The following is a 22,799-nucleotide window of genomic DNA, read 5'->3' as shown; positions in this document are numbered from 1 at the left end:
AGTTTGATTTGTTAAAGTTAAGCTTTTATCTTTTCTGTGAGCCACTTTGATGAAATATCTGCTCAGTAGCGCTATTATTTTACTATGTTTAGCCTGCGCTAAACTCATTATGCACTTTATTGGTGGAAGCTTTCCTGCACCGCTACTCGCTATGGTTATTTTATTAGTTTTACTCTTATCGGGTATTGTAAAAGAGCAACATGTAAAACCATGCGCCTCCCCTATTTTAAATATTATGCCTATCTTTTTCATTCCAGCTGGCGTGGGATTTATTGAGCATCTCGGCCTTATAAAATCGCACTGGGCATTTTTAGCATCAGTTGTGGTGCTTGTCCCTATAACTACCTTATTGCTTGTTAGCAGTGTAATTGCGTACTTTAAGGGAAGAGAAAATAATGACTAATTTTACTTTTTCCGCTATTTCAGAGCTACAGCCTAATTTATGGTGGCTAAGTATTCCTTTCATTATTGTATTATTTTTAGCGCTAAGGGCCGTAAACCAAAGTATAAAAAGCAGCGTATTTAAATCGCTCACCAACCCCGTATTTTTAAGTATTAGTATTATTGCTTTATTACTCGTTAATCTAAATTTGCCTTATACGCAATTTGCCACGCACAGCAAATTACTAAGCTGGTTATTAGAGCCCGCAATTGTGGCTCTAGCGCTTCCTTTATATCAGCAGTTTACACACGTACGAAAAAATCTATTACTCATAGTCGCAACATGTAGCTTAGGCATTGTTAACGCAACCGTTGTGGCATTTTTGCTAAGCATATTATTTAACGCACCTGCACAGCTAAGTGCATCTGTTGCCGCACTCAGTGTGACGACCCCAATATCTTTAATTGTTACCGACTCGTTAGGAGGGATTAGCTCACTTGCTGCGGCTTTAGTTATTTTTATTGGTTTACTAGGCGCTTTATTTGGTTTTATGCTTTTTAAACTCATTAATATTTTTAATCACGAATCTCAAGGCGTTGCCATGGGCACAGCTTGCCATGCAATTGGGACCGCTGCTGCTATTGCTGAGCATCCAAAAGTAGGCGCTTACTCATCAGTTGCAATGGCACTAAGTGCTTTATTAACAGCGATTATAGTGCCGCTGTTATATCCATTTTTAGTCAACATTTTGCTATAGTTGGAAAAATACAACATAGCCCTAACATAGAGCGCTTTATGATCAGTTCTGAAATCGAACAGTTTGAAAAATATTACACCATGCTTACTGAGTATATGGTTACCTACAGTATGCAAATTGTTGGCGCTATTTTTATCGTCCTCATTGGTTTGTGGATAGCACAAAAGCTTGCCAAATTTGTAGCCGCGTTAATGACCCGCCATAACGTTGATATTACGCTCACTAACTTTGTCAGTAGCGTGGTAAAAGTACTGCTCATTGTAATGGTTATAATTATTGCACTTGGCAAAATAGGTATCAGCGTTACGCCATTTGTAGCAGCCATTGGTGCTGCATCTTTAGGTGCTGGTTTAGCGCTGCAAGGAATGCTTTCTAATTATGGTGCAGGCCTTGCCATTATAGCCACGCGACCTTTTGTTGTTGGTGATACTATTGAAGTTAAAAATGTAAGCGGCCAAGTTAAAACAATTGAGCTTGGCTACACTATTTTAATCAATGAAGAAAAAGTAGAAATCACCATTCCAAATAAGCACATAGTGGGTGAAATACTTCATAACTCATTTAGTTACTCATTGGTCAAAGGTGAAATAGATATAGCTTATAGTGCATGCTCTGATAACGCGATTAGCCTCATTGAAGACGTACTTAAAGCACATGAATTAGTCGCACAAAATCCGTTATCACAAGTGGGTATTGAACGCTTCGCCGATAGCGGTGTTACAATAAGCTACCGATATTGGGTGCCTACTACTAAAATTATCGAAACCAAACTGGCTATTAACGGTGGTGTTTATAAAGCAATTAATAACGCTGATATTGAAATTCCATTCCCTCAACGCGTCATTACAATTAACAAAGCCGACCTAGAAAGCTAATTTATTTTTATTTTGAGCTTGCATATCTGCAAGCTCATCCTTTACTACCCCCCTCTGCTCAGAATAAGCTCAAATAGTTGTGTTATAGATTTATTTGCCATATAAATAGTGTTAATAAATATCAATACGCACTTAATTTTAATAATAAAAAAACAATAATGAGTAATGATGATGCGCAACCCCTTCTACCTAGGCGATTGGCAAGTAACACCTTCAACTAACTCAATTCAACTCACTGGTAAAGCCAAACAGTTAGAGCCCAAAGCGATGGAGGTTTTATTGCATTTGTGTCAACAAAATGGCGACATTGTAAGCAGCGATGAATTGCTCAATAAATGCTGGAAAAATACTGATATTGGCGATAATCCATTACATAAAACTATCACTCAGCTAAGAAAAGCGCTCGGTGATAAAGCCAATGAACCACATTATATTGAAACTATCCGTAAACGTGGCTACCGCATTATTGCAAAATTATCTTTTCCGTTAGCAGATCCTATCCCAAGCACTAAAAGTACATGGCAGGGAGGATCCCCTTTCTTAGGTCTGCGTGCATATAACCCAAATGATACCCACGTTTTTTTTGGCCGTACCCAATCTATAGCTACTCTGCTGGAAAGGATATCTAGCCAGGTAAATTACGGTCGTGCTTTTTGCTTAATACTTGGCCCTAGTGGTACAGGTAAATCCTCGCTTGTTAATGCTGGAATTTTACCAAAACTGCTAGATGAGCGAGGCTATAATGGCATCGGTGTTATTTCCTACACCCAGATCGACTTTGCAGATGTGCATAAAAATAGACTTTTTCTAGACTTAGCTTCTGCATTACTTGATTGGGATATAAACGACCAGCCTGTGTTTGAAGGATTAAGCGCGCAAACACTTGCAGAGCAACTAGAATTGGCAATAGATGGCGTAATTAACGCCATACAAGCTGCACTTAGTAAAGCCTCTACAAAACTTAAAACACCCCAGTTATTTTTATTTATTGACCGCTTAGAAGTACTGCTTTCTTCTCCTATATTTAGTAGCGAAACACGCAGCCATTTTTTATCGGTTATTGAACGCTTAGCAATCTCTAAAGCTGTGATTGTATTTAGTGCGTGTCGTAACGACTTTTATCCTTTAGTGGTTGAACAACCAAGTTTAATGGCAGGCAAAGCTCATGGCGCGCACTACGATTTAACACCGCCAAACCGCCAAGAACTCCAACAAATTATTCGCCTGCCAGCGTTAACCGCTAATTTAACGTTCTCCAATGACCCACAAACCCAAACACCACTGGATGAAATATTGTGCGCCGATACCGCCAATAACCCCGATGCATTGCCCATGCTGCAATACACATTGCAAGAGCTGTACTTACAGCGCAGTGATAATAACGAGCTACTGCACAGTGTTTACACAAAACTCGGGGGTATTGAGGGCGCCATAGGCAAAAAAGCAGAAGATATATTTATTGATCTTAGTAATGAGCAACAGCAGCAACTAAAAAGCGTATTATCACAACTGATCACTTTAAACCCAGATGGTAAAACCATTACGAGCCGCGCTGCCCGCTGGCAAACATTAACCAACACAAGTCAAAAAGAGCTTGTGCAAGCCATGGTCGATAGCCGTTTATTTGTATCGCATTTACAAAACCAAGAAGCCTGTTTTAGTCTTGCTCACGAGGCATTATTGCGTCAATGGCCGCGCGCAAAACAATGGATTAATGACCATAAAGATGCCTTAGCAATAAAAAGTCGTTTACAACATCAAACACGAAATTGGGTAGATGAAGGCAAAAGTAGTGCTTACCTCCTAGCGCCAGGTAAACCACTACAAGAAGCGCAGCTATTACTTAACGACAAACTGTTTAAATTAGATGATAACGAGCATGCTCTTATCAAAAGCTCTGTAAAAAAAACAAAAACAAAAATAAGAGCAAAACGAGTGACCGTTACTTTATTGTGCTTACTTACATTTACCGCGTTATTAATGAGCTTCACTAGTTTTAAAGCCCAACAACATGCGCAAAAAAAACAGCTTGAGGCCGAAAGCTTACTGGGGTTTATGGTCGGCGACTTTGCCGATAAATTACGTAGCGTTGAACGTATGGACTTACTTGATGGTATTAGTAATAAAGCACTTGAGTATTTTACTGATCAAACTGACGATTCAAGTTCACTTTTTAGCTTTAGCGATAATAAAGCACAATTTAACAACCGTTTTCAGTACGCACAAACCCTCGAAGCAATGGGTGAAGTAGCTTATTCCCGAGGTAAAACTGATGAAGCCTTTACCGCCTTTGAAAACGCCCGCACCCGCCTTGAGGCATTATTAAAAATACAGCCTAATAACTTAGAGCTACTAACGCTTGCAGGTGCCAATGCCTTTTGGCTTGGTCAATTAGCTTATGATCAAAATGATCATCAAGCTACTGAGCAAATGTTTAAAAAATACCACGCTTACAGTAAAAAAATGTATGCGCTGGCAGCCAATGATTTTAACTCCATTATGGAATTATCGTATTCATCTAATTCTTTAGGTTCTTTATACATAGAAAAATCCAACTACAGCGCTGCAAAAAAGAACTTTGCAGAGTCACTTTTACTTAAAAATAAAGCGCTTAAACTGAAACCTAATAACAAAGATTTACTTCGAGATAAATCCGATACGATTAGTTGGCTTGCAAAAACAGAAGAGAAGCTAAGTAACTTTAATGAAGCAGTTAATATATTGGAAGGTGCAGTTGACGTAATCACAAAATTGATTGCTGACTACCCTCGTGATGCAAGCCTTTTTTACACGTCAGCAAACCTATATATGCAACAAAGTTATTTACTGAGCTATTTGAGTGATAAACGGATGGCCCATAAAAAAGCCAGCTTGGCTAATCAAGTTATCAATGAAGCTTTAGTACAAGATCCAAAAAACAATAAATTTCAGCTTATGTATTATCGCTCTTTAGCACATTCACTAATGCTATCTACTGATGAAGCTACTGACTCAACAATTGAAAAAATAATTAATTTTTTAAAATCTCAAAATTTTAAAAATACCAGCACTATTAATACACAAATTACACTGATTCAATATTTTATAAATAGACAATCACCACTCAAAGCGCAGGAGTTATTAACTGAGCTTGAGAATAATGAAAACTACAAACATCAATTAGCCAGCCTAACTAAAACTGGTGATTACTTAGTATATACAAGAATAAACTTAATCAAAGCAAACTTAGCTACAACTAATAAACAGCGAGAGCAATTTTGCTTAAGTGCTATCAAAGCAATTTCTGAAGCTGCAAAAATAAGTCAGAGCGTAAAAATAACATACCCACTAGTACAAGCTTATACCTGTTTAAACAGAGAAGACGAGATATCAGAAATAAAAACAAGCCTAGTTAAATTAGGCATTACGAACTTCCAACTATAATTACTCATAAAGGAAATGATATGAATAACACCCTAGAAAATGTCGACTTTCAAGTAAATATTGAACTTAACAACGGTGAAGCTATTTTTAGCTATACAAAAAATGGCGAACCCGCTACTGGCGGTGGTGTTGTAAGAACTGAAACCGCTGGCAACTACAATTTAGACGATGCCACAATTCAAAATGGTTTCGTATTTACTGGCGCTACTATCACCAATATCGACACACAAAAACCATGCGCCCAAGACTTCAGCTATAAAGTAAGTGACAACGGCCACACAATTATCATTACCGACACAGATGAAAATAATGGCTCTGTATGCTTAATCTTTATCGTTGAGTGTAATGGCAATAAATATGAAAGCGCTGATCCTCAAGTTAAGAATGAAAAAGAACTCTAATTAGTAATGCTTATTTTTAAATTGCACAGGCATATTAATTGCGGTGTAATTTATTTAAAAACGCCCCTTAAATAAACTTAAATAACAACAACTTAAATCAGAAGGTTACCGAAAGGTTTAAAAACGATAAATTGAATAAACTGCTAGACATAAAGTTTCATTAACAATAAAAATGAGCAACACCATGTCTAACAATAATGAAAATAGCAAAGCAAACAACACCGACAGCGCTGTATCTGCATTAATCAGCAGCATTTCTAATACCGTTAACAATGAAAAAATAAGCGCAATTATTAATGTCACTAATGTCATGGCCGATGCTATTTTTATTGTTAATGCAGATGGGGTGTTTGAATCAGTCAATCCCGTAGCAGCACGTTTTTTCAATGTAACGTCTGATTCATTAATAGGTAAAAAATGGCAAGATTGTTTACAAGAACAGTATCGCGATGACTATAAATACATGTTTGAAAGTTGGAAAAACAACTATCAAACACCACTCAATCATGGTCCGAAAGAAGTTAAAATAAGAAAAAACAATGGTAACTGTTTAGATGTTGAGTTATCTATATCATGTTTACCCGAATCGGTAGTCGCAAGTACCCCACTTTTTATTTGTATAATGCATGATATTTCAAAGCACGTTAAAAAATACAAAGTACTGGAAAACGTAGCCAGACTTGATCATCTCACTGGTATTGCTAATCGCTGTACTTTAGAAAAAACCATCATTAAAAATTGGCAAGAGTGCATAGTTAACAAGCAGCCTCTTAGCTTTATACTTATTGATATTGATTACTTTAAATTATTTAACGATAACTTTGGCCATGTAAAAGGTGATAAGTGCCTTCAAAAAGTCGCTCGTACAATTGAAGAGTGCTTACCATCTAAAGACAGTTTAGTAGCACGCTATGGTGGTGAGGAGTTTGCTGTTGTGCTGCCTCGTTCGCACATTTCAAATGCACAAATGATTGCTAAGCGTATTCAAGAAAAAATACTCAACATTAATTTTAGAGATCTCGGTTTACCAGCGAATGTAAAAATAAGTGTAAGTCAGGGTTTAGCGTGTGAATACAATAATCAATACAGAACATCTGAGGCATTAATATGCGCGGCGGATACTGCCTTATACAGAGCGAAGTCGGAAGGTCGTAATAAATTATGTATAAGGTGATGTACTAACTATTTGGTATAGCATTTATCTACTAAAATAAAAAAACCGCAATTGCGGTTTTTTTATGACTTGAGAAAAGCTTAAATATCGATTAACAATCCTTCATCCTTTTTAATCTTTTCGATCACCATATAAGTATGATGAGTACCCACGCCGGGAATATCTACTAAGTCGCCAAGAACTTGTCTATATTCTTCCATATTAGAAACGCGAATTTTTAATAAGTAATCATAACCACCAGCAACCATGTCACATTCGACTACTTGTTCTATCCTTAATATGTGCTCTCTAAATACTTTAAATACAGCTGTATTTGAAGCAACAAGCGATACTTGAACATGCGCTACTAAGCTCTGATTAAGTTTAGCTTCGCTAAGCTTGGCATAATAGCCTTCAATATACCCTTCTTGCTCTAATCGTTTAACCCGATCTAGGCACGGGCTGGCACTCAAATTAACCTGTTTTGCGAGGTTAACATTAGAAATTCTGCCGTTCTTTTGAAGAACGTCTAGTATGGCTAAATCAATGCGATCTAGCATGCGTAATCTATTTGGAATTGTCATAACAGAATTTTATGCGGATAAGTTAAATTTATACCCTGTAAATTATCGTAAATCGCGAAATTTAACCAGCATATTCTGCTGAATTTTAATTAGAATGCACTCACAATATCACTGGTAATTTATTGGTAATTAATTTTACTTTAATTCTTAACATCCTGAGGGTTGCTTATGTTATTCAACGGCGATTTAACTACTACTTGTCCTATCAGACAAAGAATCCGTGACTTCTACCGCATAGATGAAAATGCAGTTATTGATCATATTTTACCGCTTGCAGAAGTAGGCGTAAAAGCACGAAGTCGTGCCTGGGAAAGAGCCCGCCAGATTGTTTTGAACATTCGTAAAGAGCAAGATGGGCAAGGCGGTGTTGATGCGCTTTTAAATGAATTTTCACTCTCTAGTGAAGAAGGCGTTGTATTAATGTGTTTGGCCGAAGCACTGCTTCGCGTACCAGATAAAGCAACTCAAGATGTACTTATTCGTGACAAGTTAGCCAAAGGTGATTGGAGCTCTCATCTAGGAAGCAGCGATTCTTTATTTGTAAACGCATCTTCTTGGGGATTATTAGTTACCGGTAAAATGGTTAACTACACAGACAAAACTAAAGAACAACAGTTCGGCATGCTTAAAAAGACCATTGGTCGTTTAGGTGAGCCAGTTATTCGTAAGTCTGTAAACTTTGCTATGAAAATTATGGGCAAGCAATTCGTAATGGGTCGTACCATTGACGAAGCAATTGAACGTGCAGCCGAAACAGAGCAAAAAGGTTATGTGTATTCTTACGATATGCTAGGCGAAGGCGCGCGCACAATGAAAGATGCGAAGCGTTACTTTGACAGCTACATGAATGCTATACACTCAATTGGTAAAGCGGCCAATGGTCGTGGTCCAATTAAGAGCCCTGGCATTTCAGTTAAGCTTTCTGCTATTCATCCGCGCTATGAGTTCACTCATAAAGACCGTGTGATGGAAGAAATAGTCCCTAAGTTAAAAGAACTTGCTCTTGCCGCTAAAAAATACGATATCGGCTTTACCGTTGATGCAGAAGAAGCAGACCGTTTAGATATTTCATTAGATGTAATTGAAGCGGTATTCAGTGATGAAGATCTTGGTGATTGGCAAGGGTTTGGCTTAGCGGTTCAAGCCTATCAAAAACGCGCTATTTTTGTAATTGAATGGCTAACTGACCTTGCAACCCGCGTTGGTCGCAAGATGATGGTACGTCTAGTTAAAGGCGCATACTGGGATACTGAAATCAAAACCACACAGCAAGATGGTTTAGATCACTACCCAGTATTTACCCGCAAAGCAACAACAGACGTTTCTTACAAAGCGTGTGCTATTAAAATGCTTGAAGCGCGCGATGTGCTTTATCCGCAATTTGCTACACATAACGCTTACACTGCCGCGACTATTTTAGAAGTAGCCAAAGGCGACAACACAGGTTTCGAATTTCAACGTTTGCACGGTATGGGTGAGTCATTATTCGACCAAATCGTTAACGAAGAAAAAATTCAATGCCGCGTATATGCCCCAGTTGGTCAACACGAAGACCTCCTTGCGTATCTTGTTCGTCGTTTGTTAGAAAATGGTGCTAACTCATCATTTGTAAACGCCATTGTAGATACAACAAAACCTGTTGAATCATTACTACCAGACCCTGTAGAAACATTGCAAGGCTTGCGTAACAAGTACAATACGCAAATCAAAATGCCAATTGATTTATACGGTGAAGAACGTGCTAACTCTAAAGGCATGGATTTAACCGACATTAACGTTATTACCCCTTTCAAAGAGAATCTTGAAACATGGTTTAACGAGCACTTAATTGAGCAAAGCCAAGTACCTGAAGGCTCATTAGCTGTTAAAAACCCAGCAAATCACAAAGAAATCATCGGCCACGTTAAATTGCAAACTGGCGAAGAGATGAAAGTATTACTGGCTAACGCTGAAGCTGCACTTGAATCATGGTCACAAACACCAGTAAGAGAGCGAGCTAACTTACTGCGTCGCGTTGCTGACATATTAGAGCGTCATCACGACGAACTTGTTGCCATCTGTATTAAAGAAGCAGGTAAAGTAGCGCAAGATGGTATTGATGAAGTACGTGAAGCGGTTGATTTTTGCCGTTACTACGCGGCGCGCGCTGAGGAGCTATCGCAAGATGAGCGTTTTGAAGCCCGTGGCGTTATTTTATGTATTAGCCCGTGGAACTTCCCGCTTGCAATATTCTTAGGCCAAGTTGCCGCTGCGATAGTTACAGGTAACACTGTAATTGCAAAGCCTGCTGAGCAAACAAGTTTAATCGCCCTTCGTGCTATTGAACTAATGCTGTCTGTTGGTTTACCTGAGCATGTTGTTCAACCGGTTATTGCTCGTGGTTCTGAAGTAGGCAAAACAATTGTTCCTGATGAACGCATTCAAGCGGTTATGTTTACAGGTTCTACTGAAACAGGCACATTAATTTCTCAAACACTTGCTGCACGTAACGATATTCAAGTACCGTTAATTGCAGAAACAGGTGGCCAAAACTGTATGATTGTTGACTCAACGGCGCTTCCTGAGCAAGTAGTTGACGATGTGATCAGTTCTGGTTTTCAAAGTGCTGGGCAACGTTGTTCTGCTCTTCGTGTTTTATTCATTCAAGATGACGTAGCAGATGGCATTATCGAAATGCTTAAAGGTGCCCTAGCTGAGCTACACATTGGCGACCCATCGTTACTATCAACTGATGTTGGTCCGGTAATTGATGAAAAAGCACTTAAAAACTTAAACGAGCACGTTGAGTACTTAAAAGGTAACTCTATACTTCATTACGAGTGTAAAATCCCGGATAACACTCAAAATGGCGCATACTTTTTTGCACCTCGTTTATACGAAATCAAAGATTTATCAGTACTTAAGCGTGAAGTATTTGGCCCATGCGTTCATATTGTTCGCTTTAAATCGAGCGAACTTGATGATGTAATGGATCAAATTAACAACACAGGTTATGGCTTAACAATGGGTGTACATTCACGTATTGAAGAGCGCTGTGAGTACCTTGCTAAAATGTCACGTGCGGGTAATGTTTACATTAACCGAAACATGATTGGTGCTATTGTTGGTGTGCAACCATTTGGTGGTCGTGGTTTATCAGGTACTGGCCCTAAAGCCGGTGGCCCTAACTACCTTCAACGTTTAGTAAAAGAAAAGGCATCACCAGATAACGTGCAAATGACAAACCTGACGCCAGATGAGCTTGATTTACACCACTACAGCGGTGCAAATGAGCAAGTTAAAAAGCTAATGGCTAACTCAATGCGCGATGAAAAAATCTGGCGTGCAACACCACTAAACGACCGAGTTTCGGCTGTACGTCAGTTGCTTGCTAAAATCGCGACGGTAGAAATTATCGACGATTTAGCAGACGATTTAGCATTAACATTATCAGAAGCTCGTGCACAGCTTAACCGCCTTGAAAAGCACATGCGTAAATATACTACCCTGCCAGGGCCAACGGGTGAGTCTAATACACTTCATCTAGAAGCGCGTGGTTGTGTAGTGTGTTATGCAGATAAGAGCACATCATTTAACTTCTGGGCATTGTCTATCATTACCGCTATTGCCGCAGGTAATACGGTAATTACTGTAGCGTCTGAGCTGTTTTACGATGAAGCTGTTGCCTTTAAAGATAAATTTATCTCTACAGGTGTTGCTGAAGGTGTTTTCCAAGTAGCTAAACCTAATCAGTTACAAGCTATCTTAGCTCACCCTCATTTAGCTGGTGCGGTAGTTGCCGCTCGCTCGTCTCGTTTAGGCTACTTCAGCCAACAGCTTGCACAGCGTAAAGGCGCAATTTTACCGGTAATTAGCTCTGAGTATTACGATACATTAATCAAGCGCTTAATTACTGAAAAAACAATTAGTATTGATACAACAGCATCAGGCGGTAATACCTCGCTAATGACGCTTGTTGAAGATGATGAATAATTAAGCTAATAGTTTTTCACTAAAAAATAAAAAAAGGCACTGTAAAGTGCCTTTTTTATTTGGTCGTTACGTATAAGTTTGTTAGTTTAAAAGTAGATTAACAACTGAAGCCGTGAAATTGAAAACCATTCCTATTACTAAGTTAGTCCCAGGTATGTTTGTGCAAAGCGTTACCAAACAAACTGGCAGCATTAAAATTAAAAACCAAGGCTGGGTTAAAACTCAAGCTGGTATTAATAACCTGATAAAAGCAGGTATTTTAGAAGTAGAAATCGACCCAGATAAAACCCTCATTGATTCAGTCCCTGAAAAAGATCCTATCGCTACACCTACAACAAAAATAAAGCGTAATCCTTGGCAAAAAATAAACAGCGCTGAGCAAGAAATGGGAAAAGCAAAAAAGCTTTATGACGAAGCAAAAACACTGCAAATAAAAGCATTTAAAGATATAAAAGCTGGCCGTGATATAGATATAGGGCCGTTTAGAGAACTGGCAAGTGGCTTTATGGATTCTGTTTTTAGAAATCAAGATGCCCTAGCCTGCCTTACCCAAATGCGCCAAAAAGATGCCTACCTACTTGAGCACTCAATTAATGTATCAATATTAATGGGTATTTTTGCAAAACACTTAAATATAGAGAAAGACACTATTGTTGAGCTGACTACCGGCGCACTATTACACGACATTGGTAAAATAAAAATCCCTGATGAAGTGCTAAACAAACCTGGCCGCTTTACAGACGACGAATTTAAAATAATGAAAATGCATTCGCTTTTCAGTAAAGAGATATTAGAAGACTCTGGCTTAACAGGGATCGCGGTAGATATTGCAGGTATGCACCACGAAAGACTCGATGGTAAAGGCTACCCGTTTGGTAAAAAAGGTGACGAGATAAGTCAGTATGTACGTATGGCGTCAATTGTAGATGTTTATGATGCACTTACCGCAGAACGTGTTTATAAAGCAGGCATGGAGCCAATAAAGGCGTTTAAAATATTAAAAGACGGGTGCCCTGATAGCTTTGATCCTGTGCTGCTTAATAAATTTATTCAATGTATTGGCATCCATCCGGTAGGAACGCTTGTAAGGTTATCGAGTCAAAGAGTGGGTTTGGTCACCGAGAGTAATCCGGGGGCACCACTAAAACCTGTCGTTAAAACATTTTACAGCGCTAAGCATAGCCGCTACACCGAAGTAAAAGATATTGATTTATCTAATAAAAAAACTGTAGACACTCTTGAGTCAGCGATTAAACCTAAAGAATATAACATTGATTTAGAACGCTTTTATAAAAATTCAATATTATCCTAAGCACTATTGAGAGCTCAATATTCTACCGAGCTCTCAACATGATAACTAAGCGCTTACTGCGGCCAGTCTTGCAAAGCTTTTAAGCTAAACTCATAACCATCAAAATCTAGCACACTTTGCTCAGGTGTAATTTCTGTGACTGTTAGAGCTCCTATGCTTTCTCCTTCGTGTAATTCTCGGCCATTTAGCTTGATCCAACGTTTATCAGCACTCGATGAATATATATGCGCTTGATATTTAATACTAGGTAACATTGATTGCAAACCATCAGGTAATAACTCAACAGGCTCAACACGTGATGACGTTTTTGACGCTTGAGTAACTTCATAATCTTGGTTTTTTTCGACATCTTGTATAGCTTGCGCAAATGCATTTTTAAGAGTTGTAGGCACAGCATCAAGCTCAGGGTCACTCGTCTGTTGAGATTGGGTGCTGCCATTAATTGGCTTACCCAATACTTTATATTTACTCATATCAAGTTGAGCCGATGCGGTATTTTGATTTTGCCCAAATACCGCAGTGTTTTGTGCATTATTTGGATTGTAATTACTTTGTGGGTTAAACGCTGGCTGATTATAATTTTGAACAGGCATTACTTGTTGCATGTTTTGCTGATTATAACCTGCTGCGCTCGTGACCTGGCTCGACGGCATAGGAATATACTGACCATTTGGGGTTAATAACATTTGCTGTACACCATTGGGGGTTTGCACATGCACAAGTTGCCCTTCAATCGTTGCAGTATTTGTTGGAGCTACTTTAGCAGGCTCCAACTTAGCTACTTTAGCAGACTCCAACTTAGCTACTTGCTGTTTTTCAGCTTCAGCATCTTCCTCTTTAACGTCTTTGTTAGGCGATGATTTTTCGCTTTCCACCACCTTAATTACAGCGGGTTCCGCTGCGTTTAATAAAGTCGTACTTTGAAACCACTTTCCGGCGGTAAAGCCACCCGCTACCGCAATAAAAGCAGCTAAGCTTGTACCAAATACTAATGCTAATCGTCTATAACGCTTAAGTGCTTGCTGTTGCTTTAACTGCTCAGATTGTAAGTCGTACTGTTCAGCACTCATATCTGATTGCTGCGACTGCTTTAGCGCATCTAATAAATAAGACATAACTTACCTAACTATAAAATAAATGAAAGCCCAATGCCTACGGCAAATAAAGCAGCGAATGCAAGGCTATAGGGTACAAATGACGTTGCTTTGTTAGCTTCGTTAACCGGTGCGACAAAATCCATGGGTAATGACTCATGGGCTGATTTTTTTATTATATCGCTATCAACTATCAACTGCTGCTTTGCAAAAGTCCCAACTAAAGCACGCTCACAGACCAAGTTCATTAATCGTGGCACACCGCCAGTTAATTGATGAACAGCTTGCATGGCATCCATCGAAAAGATTCCTTTATCACACCCTGCAATATGTAACCGATGCTTTATGTAAGCGACTGTTTGGCCTTGCGTAAGTGGTAATAAATGGTAACGAGCCGTTATCCTCTGGGCAAGTTGCCTTAATTCGTTGCGCTTCAAAAGTTCTTGCAGCTCTGGTTGACCAACCAATACTATTTGTAATAATTTTTTATGATCGGTTTCTATATTTGTCAGCAAACGTAATTGCTCAAGCACGTTAGGGGCAAGTAATTGTGCTTCGTCAATAATAAGTATAGTGTGCCCGCCCGATTTATTATTAGTCTCTAAATGCTTTTTTATAATATCGGTAAGACTTTTAAGCGTCGCATTATGAACATCGTAACTAATGTTGAGCTCATCACAAATACTGGCTAATAACTCCAGCTCTGAAAGCGCTGGATTATGGATCATCGCTACTTGAGTGTTTTCAGGAAGCTGCTCTAACATACTGCGGGTAATTGTAGTTTTACCTGTACCTACTTCACCTGTTAATAATACAAAACCACCGTCTTCACCTAATCCATAGGTAAGGTGTGCTAAGGCTTCTTTATGTCGTTCACTTAAAAATAAGTAATGAGGGTTGGGCGAGATCGAAAAAGGTTTTTCGTTCAGGCCAAAATAGCTTAAATACACCGTGATGTTCCTTCGTAATTAAATCACGGCCTATAATGGCAAAAAAATGCGCTGAGTGACAACGTTGTAAGCGCTTTATTATTGAAATAACGTAAATTTATGTAAAACAAAAAAAGTGCAGCTGTTTTAAGGCTGCACTTTTGTCTGTCTAATCTTAGTATGCATTTTACTCTTCGTAGCGCACTAATCGTAAATACACATTACTGGTTTTAGCATGTAAGCTATTCAACCCACTATCAAATTGATAAACCCACGCTGAGCTCATTGTGCTTACACCCGATGTATTTGACCAATAGTTTTGAAGCTTAGTGCCCAAAAATACGTCTTCATTAATACTCGGCTCTGTGCAACTGTGCTCTAAAATACTCGCCAATTCTTTAATGTTAGGCATTTGCCAATCATCGTAATCTGCGGTTGTATCATTTTTAGCACCACGAAGTGCTTCTTGCCAAGTAAGAGAAGGTGTTGAGCCCTCACAAAGTTGTGTCTCTGTATTGTAAGTTTGCCCATAACTACAGCGTTGCCACATAAGGCCTGTTTCGCTATCAGACACTGTGCCATCTGTATTTATAGTAAATCTATCTGTCGGTGTTGTGGTATCTGCACCGTCGTAGCACGTTTGCGCCGCTGCAATATTAAAGCTCAAGCTTATAGTTGCTAGTGCATAGAGTAATTTTAATTTCATTATTTTCTCCTAACGACTTCTAACTAAACGTACATAAGCAGTATTTTCTTTTGGATAAGCAAGGTCGTTACCATCACTCATATCAATGATATACGCTTGAGATAAACTGGTACCATCAGCTGCTGTTTGTGAGGTCCAGTAACGTAAATGGCTTAATGCACTTTCACTTGGCATATTAGGAAAAAATGCCTCATCAATTAATATACTTTGCCCTTGTTTACCGTAATCAATTAAGCCCAAAAGCTCTGTATAAGTAGGTAATCGCCAGTTTGTACCACCACAAAAATCTAAATCATTAACTTCGTTTATATAACTTTGTACTCCACAACTTGTATTGTCCGGACACGTTGAATTGGCTGTACTGGTATCGGTAAAAGTCGTATTCCCTACATCCCAAAAGTAATGATTTTGACCATCACGTAACGAAGTATTTGGTACCGTGCCAGATGCCACACTTTTCACCTCCCATACAAGCCCAGTAACATTATCGCGTATACAGGTAAAGTCACTACTATCATCACCAACTTCATCAGCAAACTCATTAAGTTTAGTGTAATCAAACGCTAAATTACCTTTGCCAACTTTATCTAAGCGGTTTGCATAGCTATCGCGTCCAAGCTCTGCATCTTGCGCTGGAAAGTCATCACTCTCACAATTAATACGTTGAGCATTGTTATAACACTCACCAACACCACTATCGTTGATGAGTCCAAGTGCTTTGGGTGATACATCAACAAATAAAGAGTCTGTATCGGTGCGTCCTTTTGAGTCGGTTACCGTGACTTCAAAGCTCAATGTAGACTCAGTATCAACATCTGAGGCAAAAAATGTCGTTATACATTGGTCGCTATTGCTTAATGTTTCGCTATTACCGGTAAGTTGTTGCCATTCACACTTATAGGTATCGGTAACGGTTTCGCTATTTGTAGCATCAAGCGTTACTTGCTCAAACTCTTCGACATTTTGATCTGCGCCTGCATTTGCATCTACTAACTCATTTGTTTTGTTGAGTGTCATTGAATATTGAGTGCTCGCCTCGCCACCTTCATCATCAGTGACAGTTAGCTGCCAAGATAAATTCACGTTGCTTTCAAGTAATGGATGAGAAAAGCTAAGAGTTGATTCATTAAAACTCTCAATATCTAAATCAGGACCCGATAGCAATTGCCACAAATAACTATCAATTTGACCATTATCATCAGGATCGCTCGACTCTAGGGCACTCAAAGTCACTGTATCTTTGTATACAGAGGGAAGTGTTTCAGGAGATGTTTGTGTAACAACAGCAAGAGGTAGTTGGTTATTAGAGCTCACTGAAATAGAAATGTCGTCACTAACAGCGCTACTACCTGTACTTTGATAGCTCACTCTTAATATTATTTCACTATCAGTTTTTACGTCAGGTGCAGTAAGTGTTTGCTCAGCGCCTTCAAGGGGGAAACCTTCTATGCTTGGGCCACTAACTTGTTGCCATGAAAAAGTACCATCAGCGGGGGAACCTTGTGCTGTGATGGTAAATTCAGATTTTTCGATAATTTGTAAATCGGCTCCAGCATTAACAGACGTTTCAACAACTGTATTATCGATATCACCGCCACCGCCTCCACACGCACTCAGTAAACCACACGAAATGAGGGGGATTAAAGCAAACGCTTTCATACGCAGCACCTTATTATGTCAAATAATTACTATAGTGTAATCACTAGCAATAAAGATGCCATTAAAGTACTACATATATGTGTCTTGATGAATACGTACAAACAACTTCGTACCGATTTTACTGTAATCTATTTTGTATTCACGCCCGTCTAGAGCTTGAATAAACAGCAACTGCTTTTCTTCGCCAAATATATCAGCGCTACTTACATAAACCATTTCTAAATAACGCTCTTTTGCATCACGGCGGTTTTTAGGTAATTCTTCTTTAAATGGCTCCAGACCATGTTGCGTTACTTTAATTCGAGGATGAATTTCAGAGTTTACAATCACTAAATCATGCTTTTTATCTTTATGTATTATGGTGTTTCGACCACTTTTTAAAAAGGCTCTCTCTTGACTCATTTTTCTTTCCTACAGTCGTAACTTAATTACTAAGCTGCGACGCTATAAACTGACTCGGCTCGCGCTTCCACTTATTTAAGTTAGCACTAAATGCCCAAATATCTCTATCTAACACGCTGGCAGGCAATAATAAATCGTAACCTGTTAGCTGCTGAAGGTGCTTAGTTCTATTAGCAAACATGGCTATAAGCCCAGTATAGCTTATCCCTTTATGGGATGTGTAATGTGTATCTTCTATTAACCATTCTGATGGGCAATTGCCATTTTTGCAATGTTTTTGAACAACTTGCATAAATAAATTACGCTGCTCTATTAATAATTTCCCTGCAATTCTAGGCGCTATGCTTGATAAAAAGTCGTCTATATCATTTACCTTAACGCCAACCGCATTTAATTCTAAATAGTCAAAGCCATCTTCTACTTTGGGTATTCCACTGTGATGAAAGTTACTATGAGGCATACACCAAGCTCCGTACTTGTGGCAATAAACGAGCTCAGATTCGCTTAATATAAGGCTATGGTATGGTTCTTGAGATTTTAAAAATCCAATAAAAATAGCCACAAGGCACAAGCTCACTAAAAATATTTCAAGTATGCTAATCTCACCCGGCCTCAGTAAATTAAATAACATAATAAAGACTAAGCCTATAGCACCTACAACAATCGCCTCAATTGCGTTTCGCGCGCCCTGTGCCCGAAACTTAATGACATTGTCAGATTTATCCATATCGGTAAAACACCATATAAAAAACAAACATAATAATGCCCCAAATTATGACCTTTCTTGTTGTTATACATAAGTTACAGCTAGTTTTAAATTTCATACATTACCGCTTTTTCCTCAACAAAATAGGAACAATGAATAAATCTTATTTACTTTTACGCTTAACGCACAAATTTATGAGACACATAACCGCCTTTTCTCGGTCTTATTTCGTACAATACTTACAATTCATTTTCAGGTATGAAATCAATGTACTCAAGACAATCAGGTAAAGCACTTTTTCCATTTATTATTACGTTACTTCTAATATTTAGCGTTTATTTATATTTACCCGCTAGCCACGGCGAACAAGCCGATTCATCACAAATGTCTACCCAAGTAACGGCTCATACTGTTACTTCTGAGGAAAACGCAGTGATGATAGAGGCCATCGGTAGTGCACGTGCAAACCAAGCTATTTATATAAAAAGTGCGCAAAACGATTATGTCACAGATATATATTTTAAAGATGGCGACTTAGTCAGTAAAGGACAAAAATTAGTACAGTTACAAAGCCAACAAGAGCAACTTGCAGTTAAAGAACTCGGTATTAACTTACGTGAGGAAAAACGCCAGTTAGATCGCCTTACCGAACTTTCACGCTCGCAATCAACGGCAAAGTCATTACTTGAAGAACAATTATCTCGTGTTGATGCCACTGAAGCTCAACTAGAAAGCGCTAAAACAAAGTTAAATGAAATGACTATTACCGCGCCATTTTCAGGCCTGTTAGGTAAGCGTGAAATATCAGTTGGCGCCTACGTAAGCAACACAACAATAATAACCACACTTGATGATATTAGTATTATTAAAGTTGACTTCAAAGTACCTGAAAAATATTTAGCACAATTAAACATAGGTATGAAAGTACTTACCCAAAACGATGCCTACCCAGGGCAGACATTTAACGGCAAGGTAACGCATATTAGCTCGCGTATTGATTCGGTAACACGTAGTGTTGAAGTAACTGCAAGTTTTGCTAATAAATCAGGATTACTTCGCCCTGGTATGCTACTTAACACGGCTCTTGAGCTAAGTAGTAATCAAGCATTAATGGTACCTGAAAAAGCCGTAATCCCTTTACAAGACAAACACTTTGTTTTTCAAATTCAAGACGGAATAGCTAATCGAGTTGAAGTACATGTAGCCGGCAGAAATAATGGCTGGGTTGCTATCGATGAAGGTTTAAATGATGGCGAGCAAATTGTTACTGAAGGGCTAATAAAAATTCGCTCTGGTAGTAAAGTAAACGTAAAGGGGTAATACGTGAAAATTACTGATACTAGCGTTAAACGCCCCGTTTTTGCCATAGTAATTAATTTACTACTTCTTACTTTTGGTCTGGTTGCATTTACTATGCTGCCACTTCGTGAGTACCCTGATATTGAAACGCCAATAGTAAATATCAGCACTGAATACACAGGTGCTTCTGCCGAAATTATAGAAACCAAAATAACGCAAATAATAGAAAATCGAATTTCCGGTATTGAAGGTATTAAAAGTATTAACTCTTCGAGCCGTAATGGGCGCTCAAACATTACCATTGAGTTTGATATTAACCGCGATATAGACGCTGCATCTAACGATGTACGCGAACGGGTAGCACGTGCACTTGATAGTTTGCCTGATCAGGTACGCCCGCCAGAAGTGTCTAAATCAAATAGTGATGAAAGCCCAATCGCATGGTTTGTATTAAACAGCGAAACAATGGACTCGTTACAGTTATCTGATTACGCGCAGCGTTTTATTGTTGACCGTTTAGCCGTGGTAGACGGCGTATCTAACGTACGTATTGGTGGTGAGCGTCAATACGCAATGAAAATTTGGCTAAACCGCCAAGCAATGGCTGCTCGTGGTATTACCTCAAGCGATATTGAAAATACACTTCGTACAGAAAACGTTGAACTACCTGCCGGTGAAATAGAATCAATAGATCGCGACTTTACCGTGCGTACTGCACGTAGTTATAAAGATCAGCGCGATTTTAAAAACCTTGTTATTAAACGTGGTGAAGAAGGTTATTTAGTGCGTTTAGGTGAAGTTGCCGACGTAAAATTAGAAGCTGCCGATGACGAAAGCTTATTTCGTGGTAACGGGCGCAACATGATTGGCCTAGGAATTGTAAAACAAGCTAAAGCAAACACGCTTACCGTAGTAGATAACGCACGCAGTGAACTTGAAAAAATCAAACGTAACCTACCTGAAGGCACCACAATTCAAGACAGCTACGATTCGTCTGTATTTATTAAAGAATCAATTAGTGAAGTTTACAGCACACTTGCCATCTCTATGGGTTTAGTCGTACTCGTTATATTTTTGTTTTTAGGCAATATACGAGCAACGCTTATCCCTGCGGTCACCGTACCGGTCGCACTTGTTGGTAGCTTTATGTTTTTGTTGGCAATGGGCTACTCAATTAACTTACTCACTTTACTTGCCTTAGTACTGGCCATTGGTTTAGTAGTAGATGATGCCATTGTAATGCTTGAAAACATTCACCGTCGTATTGAACTGGGTGAGCCGCCATTACTAGCTGCATATAGAGGTGCGCGTGAAGTTGGTTTTGCCATTGTCGCAACCACGCTTGTACTAATATCGGTGTTTGTGCCATTGGTGTTTATGGATGGCCGTATAGGGGCATTATTTACTGAGTTTGCAATGGCGGTAAGTGCTGCCGTATTTTTCTCAAGTGTTACAGCGCTGACTCTCGCTCCAGCCTTGTGTTCTAAAGTACTTAAAGTATCAGACAAACCAAATAAATTTAGTCAATGGATGGACCGCCAGTTTACTAAAATTGAAGTAAGTTACCGTAATTCACTCTCCACCAACATAACCCGTAAATGGGGTTTAATGGTGAGCCTATTATTAGCTGGCTTTGTTAGTTACTCGTTGTTTTTACAAGTTCCTTCTGAGCTAACGCCAAAAGAAGATCGTGGCACATTCTTTATCATGATGAGCGGCCCAGAAGGCGCAAGTTACGAAAATAACGCCGCTAATATGGCTAAAATTGAAGAGCGTTTAATGCCTTACTCGCAAGCGGGTGAGCTAAGTCGCGTACTTGTTCGAGTGCCTGGCTGGGGTGGCAGCGGCGGTGTTGCGATTGTTGGTATGGCCGATTGGGATAAGCGCAAACGCTCAACGTGGGAAGTAATGGATGAAATAAGCGGTAAAATGCAAGAAGTTACCGATGTTCGTGCATTTGCCATTATGCGCCGTGGTATTGGCGGTGGTGGTTCATCTCGCCCTATTGAGTTTGTATTGCAAGGTAATGATTACGCTCAGCTTGCCGATTGGCGTGACCGTATAATTAAGCGTGCCGAGCAAAACCCAGGTTTAGTAAGAATCGATCATGATTATAAAGAAACCTTCCCGCAGTTTTTAGTCAGCATAGATAAAAACAAGGCCGCTGATTTAGGCGTTTCTGTATCTGATGTAGGCCGTACACTTGAAACAATGCTTGGCCAGCGCCGTGTTACAACCTTTATTGACCGTGGTGAAGAATACGATGTAATTTTAAAAGGGACTAAAGAAGACTTTACTAACCCTACTGACATTTCAAATATATATCTTAAATCACGAAGCGGTGAACTAGTCCCACTTGATAGCCTCATCAGCTTAAAAGAAGAAGCAACAGCCTCACGCTTAAACCGTTACAACCGTATGCGCGCAATTACATTAAGCGCCAACTTAGCCGATGGTTATACACTTGAGCAAGCGCTTAACTTTTTAAACGAGGTAGCCGCTGAGGAAAACGATATAGATGGCGCAGTAGATTACAAAGGTGAATCGCAGCTTTATTACGAAGGCGCATCAGCGATGACCTACGTATTTATACTTGCACTCACCGTTACCTTTTTAGTACTTGCTGCGCAGTTTGAAAGCTTTATGCACCCGTTTGTAATTATGCTTACCGTACCGCTTGGTTTAATGGGCGCTATGTTTGGGCTTTGGGCTACAGGACTTACCTTAAATATTTACAGCCAAATAGGTATTGTCATGCTCATAGGCTTAAGTGCTAAAAATGGTATTTTGATTGTAGAATTTACTAACCAATTACGCGATAAAGGCGTTGAGTTTAGTGAAGCAATACTACAAGCAGCTACCCAGCGCCTTCGCCCAATAATAATGACCTCACTAACAACCGTTATGAGTTCAGTACCATTGGTACTCGCCTCTGGGCCTGGTGCAGAAAGTCGTATGGTAATTGGTGTAGTTGTGTTTACAGGGGTTATTGTATCTACCCTGCTGACTCTTTTTGTTGTACCTGCTGCGTATTATGCTCTGTCGAGAAATACTCAGTCACCTGAGTTTTTACAACAAAAGCTGAATAAACAAGCTGCTGAAAAACCTTTCGAAGAGATCTAATCTCTTTATTGCGCCGTAACCT

General features: G+C 39.2%; 17 protein-coding genes. 10 read left to right on the top strand and 7 right to left on the bottom strand.

Annotation, left to right across the window (positions count from 1 at the left end; translation table 11 throughout):
• Positions 1-49 precede the first annotated feature (49 nt).
• From H5161_RS09920 to H5161_RS09895, 6 genes are all read left to right on the top strand, one after another.
• Complete coding sequence (locus H5161_RS09920) at positions 50-403, top strand: CidA/LrgA family protein (protein WP_010553207.1); 354 nt, start codon at positions 50-52, stop codon at positions 401-403.
• Positions 396-1,139 carry an LrgB family protein gene (locus H5161_RS09915; RefSeq protein WP_182720282.1) on the top strand — a complete coding sequence of 248 codons (744 nt, stop codon included), beginning with the start codon at positions 396-398 and terminating at the stop codon, positions 1,137-1,139. Before H5161_RS09920 ends, H5161_RS09915 begins: the two co-directional genes overlap by 8 nt.
• A gap of 38 nt (positions 1,140-1,177) precedes the next feature.
• Positions 1,178-2,014: a mechanosensitive ion channel family protein gene (locus H5161_RS09910; RefSeq protein ID WP_002958733.1), complete on the top strand. Its 837-nt coding sequence runs from the start codon at positions 1,178-1,180 to the stop codon at positions 2,012-2,014.
• 168 nt (positions 2,015-2,182) lie between these two features.
• Positions 2,183-5,437: a winged helix-turn-helix domain-containing protein gene (locus H5161_RS09905; RefSeq protein WP_182769186.1), complete on the top strand. Its 3,255-nt coding sequence runs from the start codon at positions 2,183-2,185 to the stop codon at positions 5,435-5,437.
• A 20-nt stretch (positions 5,438-5,457) separates the two neighbouring features.
• Positions 5,458-5,838, top strand: a complete 381-nt coding sequence (locus tag H5161_RS09900; protein WP_182769185.1) for a DP-EP family protein — start codon at positions 5,458-5,460, stop codon at positions 5,836-5,838.
• Between the two features lie 184 nt (positions 5,839-6,022).
• Positions 6,023-7,012 carry a sensor domain-containing diguanylate cyclase gene (locus H5161_RS09895; RefSeq protein ID WP_182696568.1) on the top strand — a complete coding sequence of 330 codons (990 nt, stop codon included), beginning with the start codon at positions 6,023-6,025 and terminating at the stop codon, positions 7,010-7,012.
• An 80-nt stretch (positions 7,013-7,092) separates the two neighbouring features.
• On the opposite strand, the gene H5161_RS09890 is transcribed toward H5161_RS09895, so the two are convergent.
• Positions 7,093-7,575, bottom strand: a complete 483-nt coding sequence (locus H5161_RS09890) for a winged helix-turn-helix transcriptional regulator (RefSeq protein ID WP_024596882.1) — start codon at positions 7,573-7,575, stop codon at positions 7,093-7,095.
• A 168-nt stretch (positions 7,576-7,743) separates the two neighbouring features.
• Between H5161_RS09890 and putA the strand changes: the two genes are divergently transcribed.
• A complete protein-coding gene (putA, locus tag H5161_RS09885; protein WP_182769184.1) occupies positions 7,744-11,547 on the top strand; it encodes a bifunctional proline dehydrogenase/L-glutamate gamma-semialdehyde dehydrogenase PutA in 3,804 nt (1,267 codons plus the stop codon).
• Between the two features lie 118 nt (positions 11,548-11,665).
• The gene (locus H5161_RS09880) at positions 11,666-12,859 is read left to right on the top strand and encodes an HD-GYP domain-containing protein (protein ID WP_024604443.1); all 1,194 of its coding nucleotides are present in this window, start codon (positions 11,666-11,668) and stop codon (positions 12,857-12,859) included.
• Positions 12,860-12,912: 53 nt separating this feature from the next.
• Here H5161_RS09880 and H5161_RS09875 read toward each other — a convergent pair whose 3' ends face one another.
• From H5161_RS09875 to H5161_RS09850, 6 genes are all read right to left on the bottom strand, one after another.
• Positions 12,913-13,974, bottom strand: coding sequence for a general secretion pathway protein GspB (locus H5161_RS09875; RefSeq protein ID WP_182769183.1), 1,062 nt, complete (start codon positions 13,972-13,974; stop codon positions 12,913-12,915).
• Positions 13,975-13,985: 11 nt separating this feature from the next.
• A complete protein-coding gene (locus tag H5161_RS09870) occupies positions 13,986-14,903 on the bottom strand; it encodes an ExeA family protein (RefSeq protein ID WP_024596878.1) in 918 nt (305 codons plus the stop codon).
• A 166-nt stretch (positions 14,904-15,069) separates the two neighbouring features.
• On the bottom strand, positions 15,070-15,588 hold the full coding sequence (locus H5161_RS09865; protein WP_024604441.1) for a DUF1566 domain-containing protein: 519 nt from the start codon (positions 15,586-15,588) through the stop codon (positions 15,070-15,072).
• A gap of 9 nt (positions 15,589-15,597) precedes the next feature.
• Positions 15,598-17,247, bottom strand: coding sequence for a DUF1566 domain-containing protein (locus tag H5161_RS09860; RefSeq protein WP_182769182.1), 1,650 nt, complete (start codon positions 17,245-17,247; stop codon positions 15,598-15,600).
• 69 nt (positions 17,248-17,316) lie between these two features.
• On the bottom strand, positions 17,317-17,649 hold the full coding sequence (locus tag H5161_RS09855) for a hypothetical protein (RefSeq protein WP_182196456.1): 333 nt from the start codon (positions 17,647-17,649) through the stop codon (positions 17,317-17,319).
• Positions 17,650-17,671: 22 nt separating this feature from the next.
• Positions 17,672-18,376, bottom strand: a complete 705-nt coding sequence (locus H5161_RS09850; RefSeq protein WP_024596874.1) for a DUF2982 domain-containing protein — start codon at positions 18,374-18,376, stop codon at positions 17,672-17,674.
• 246 nt (positions 18,377-18,622) lie between these two features.
• On the opposite strand from H5161_RS09850, the gene H5161_RS09845 reads away from it, so the two are divergent.
• On the top strand, positions 18,623-19,675 hold the full coding sequence (locus tag H5161_RS09845) for an efflux RND transporter periplasmic adaptor subunit (RefSeq protein WP_182769181.1): 1,053 nt from the start codon (positions 18,623-18,625) through the stop codon (positions 19,673-19,675).
• Positions 19,676-19,678: 3 nt separating this feature from the next.
• Positions 19,679-22,777 (top strand): efflux RND transporter permease subunit, encoded by a 3,099-nt coding sequence (locus H5161_RS09840; protein ID WP_182769180.1) that lies wholly within the window; start codon positions 19,679-19,681, stop codon positions 22,775-22,777.
• Positions 22,778-22,799 lie beyond the last annotated feature (22 nt).

This window comes from Pseudoalteromonas sp. SG43-5, from assembly GCF_014164345.1.
Lineage (GTDB): Bacteria > Pseudomonadota > Gammaproteobacteria > Enterobacterales > Alteromonadaceae > Pseudoalteromonas > Pseudoalteromonas distincta.
The sequence above is the reverse complement of the archived record's forward strand: the minus strand, read 5'-3'. Positions and strand labels throughout refer to the sequence as shown.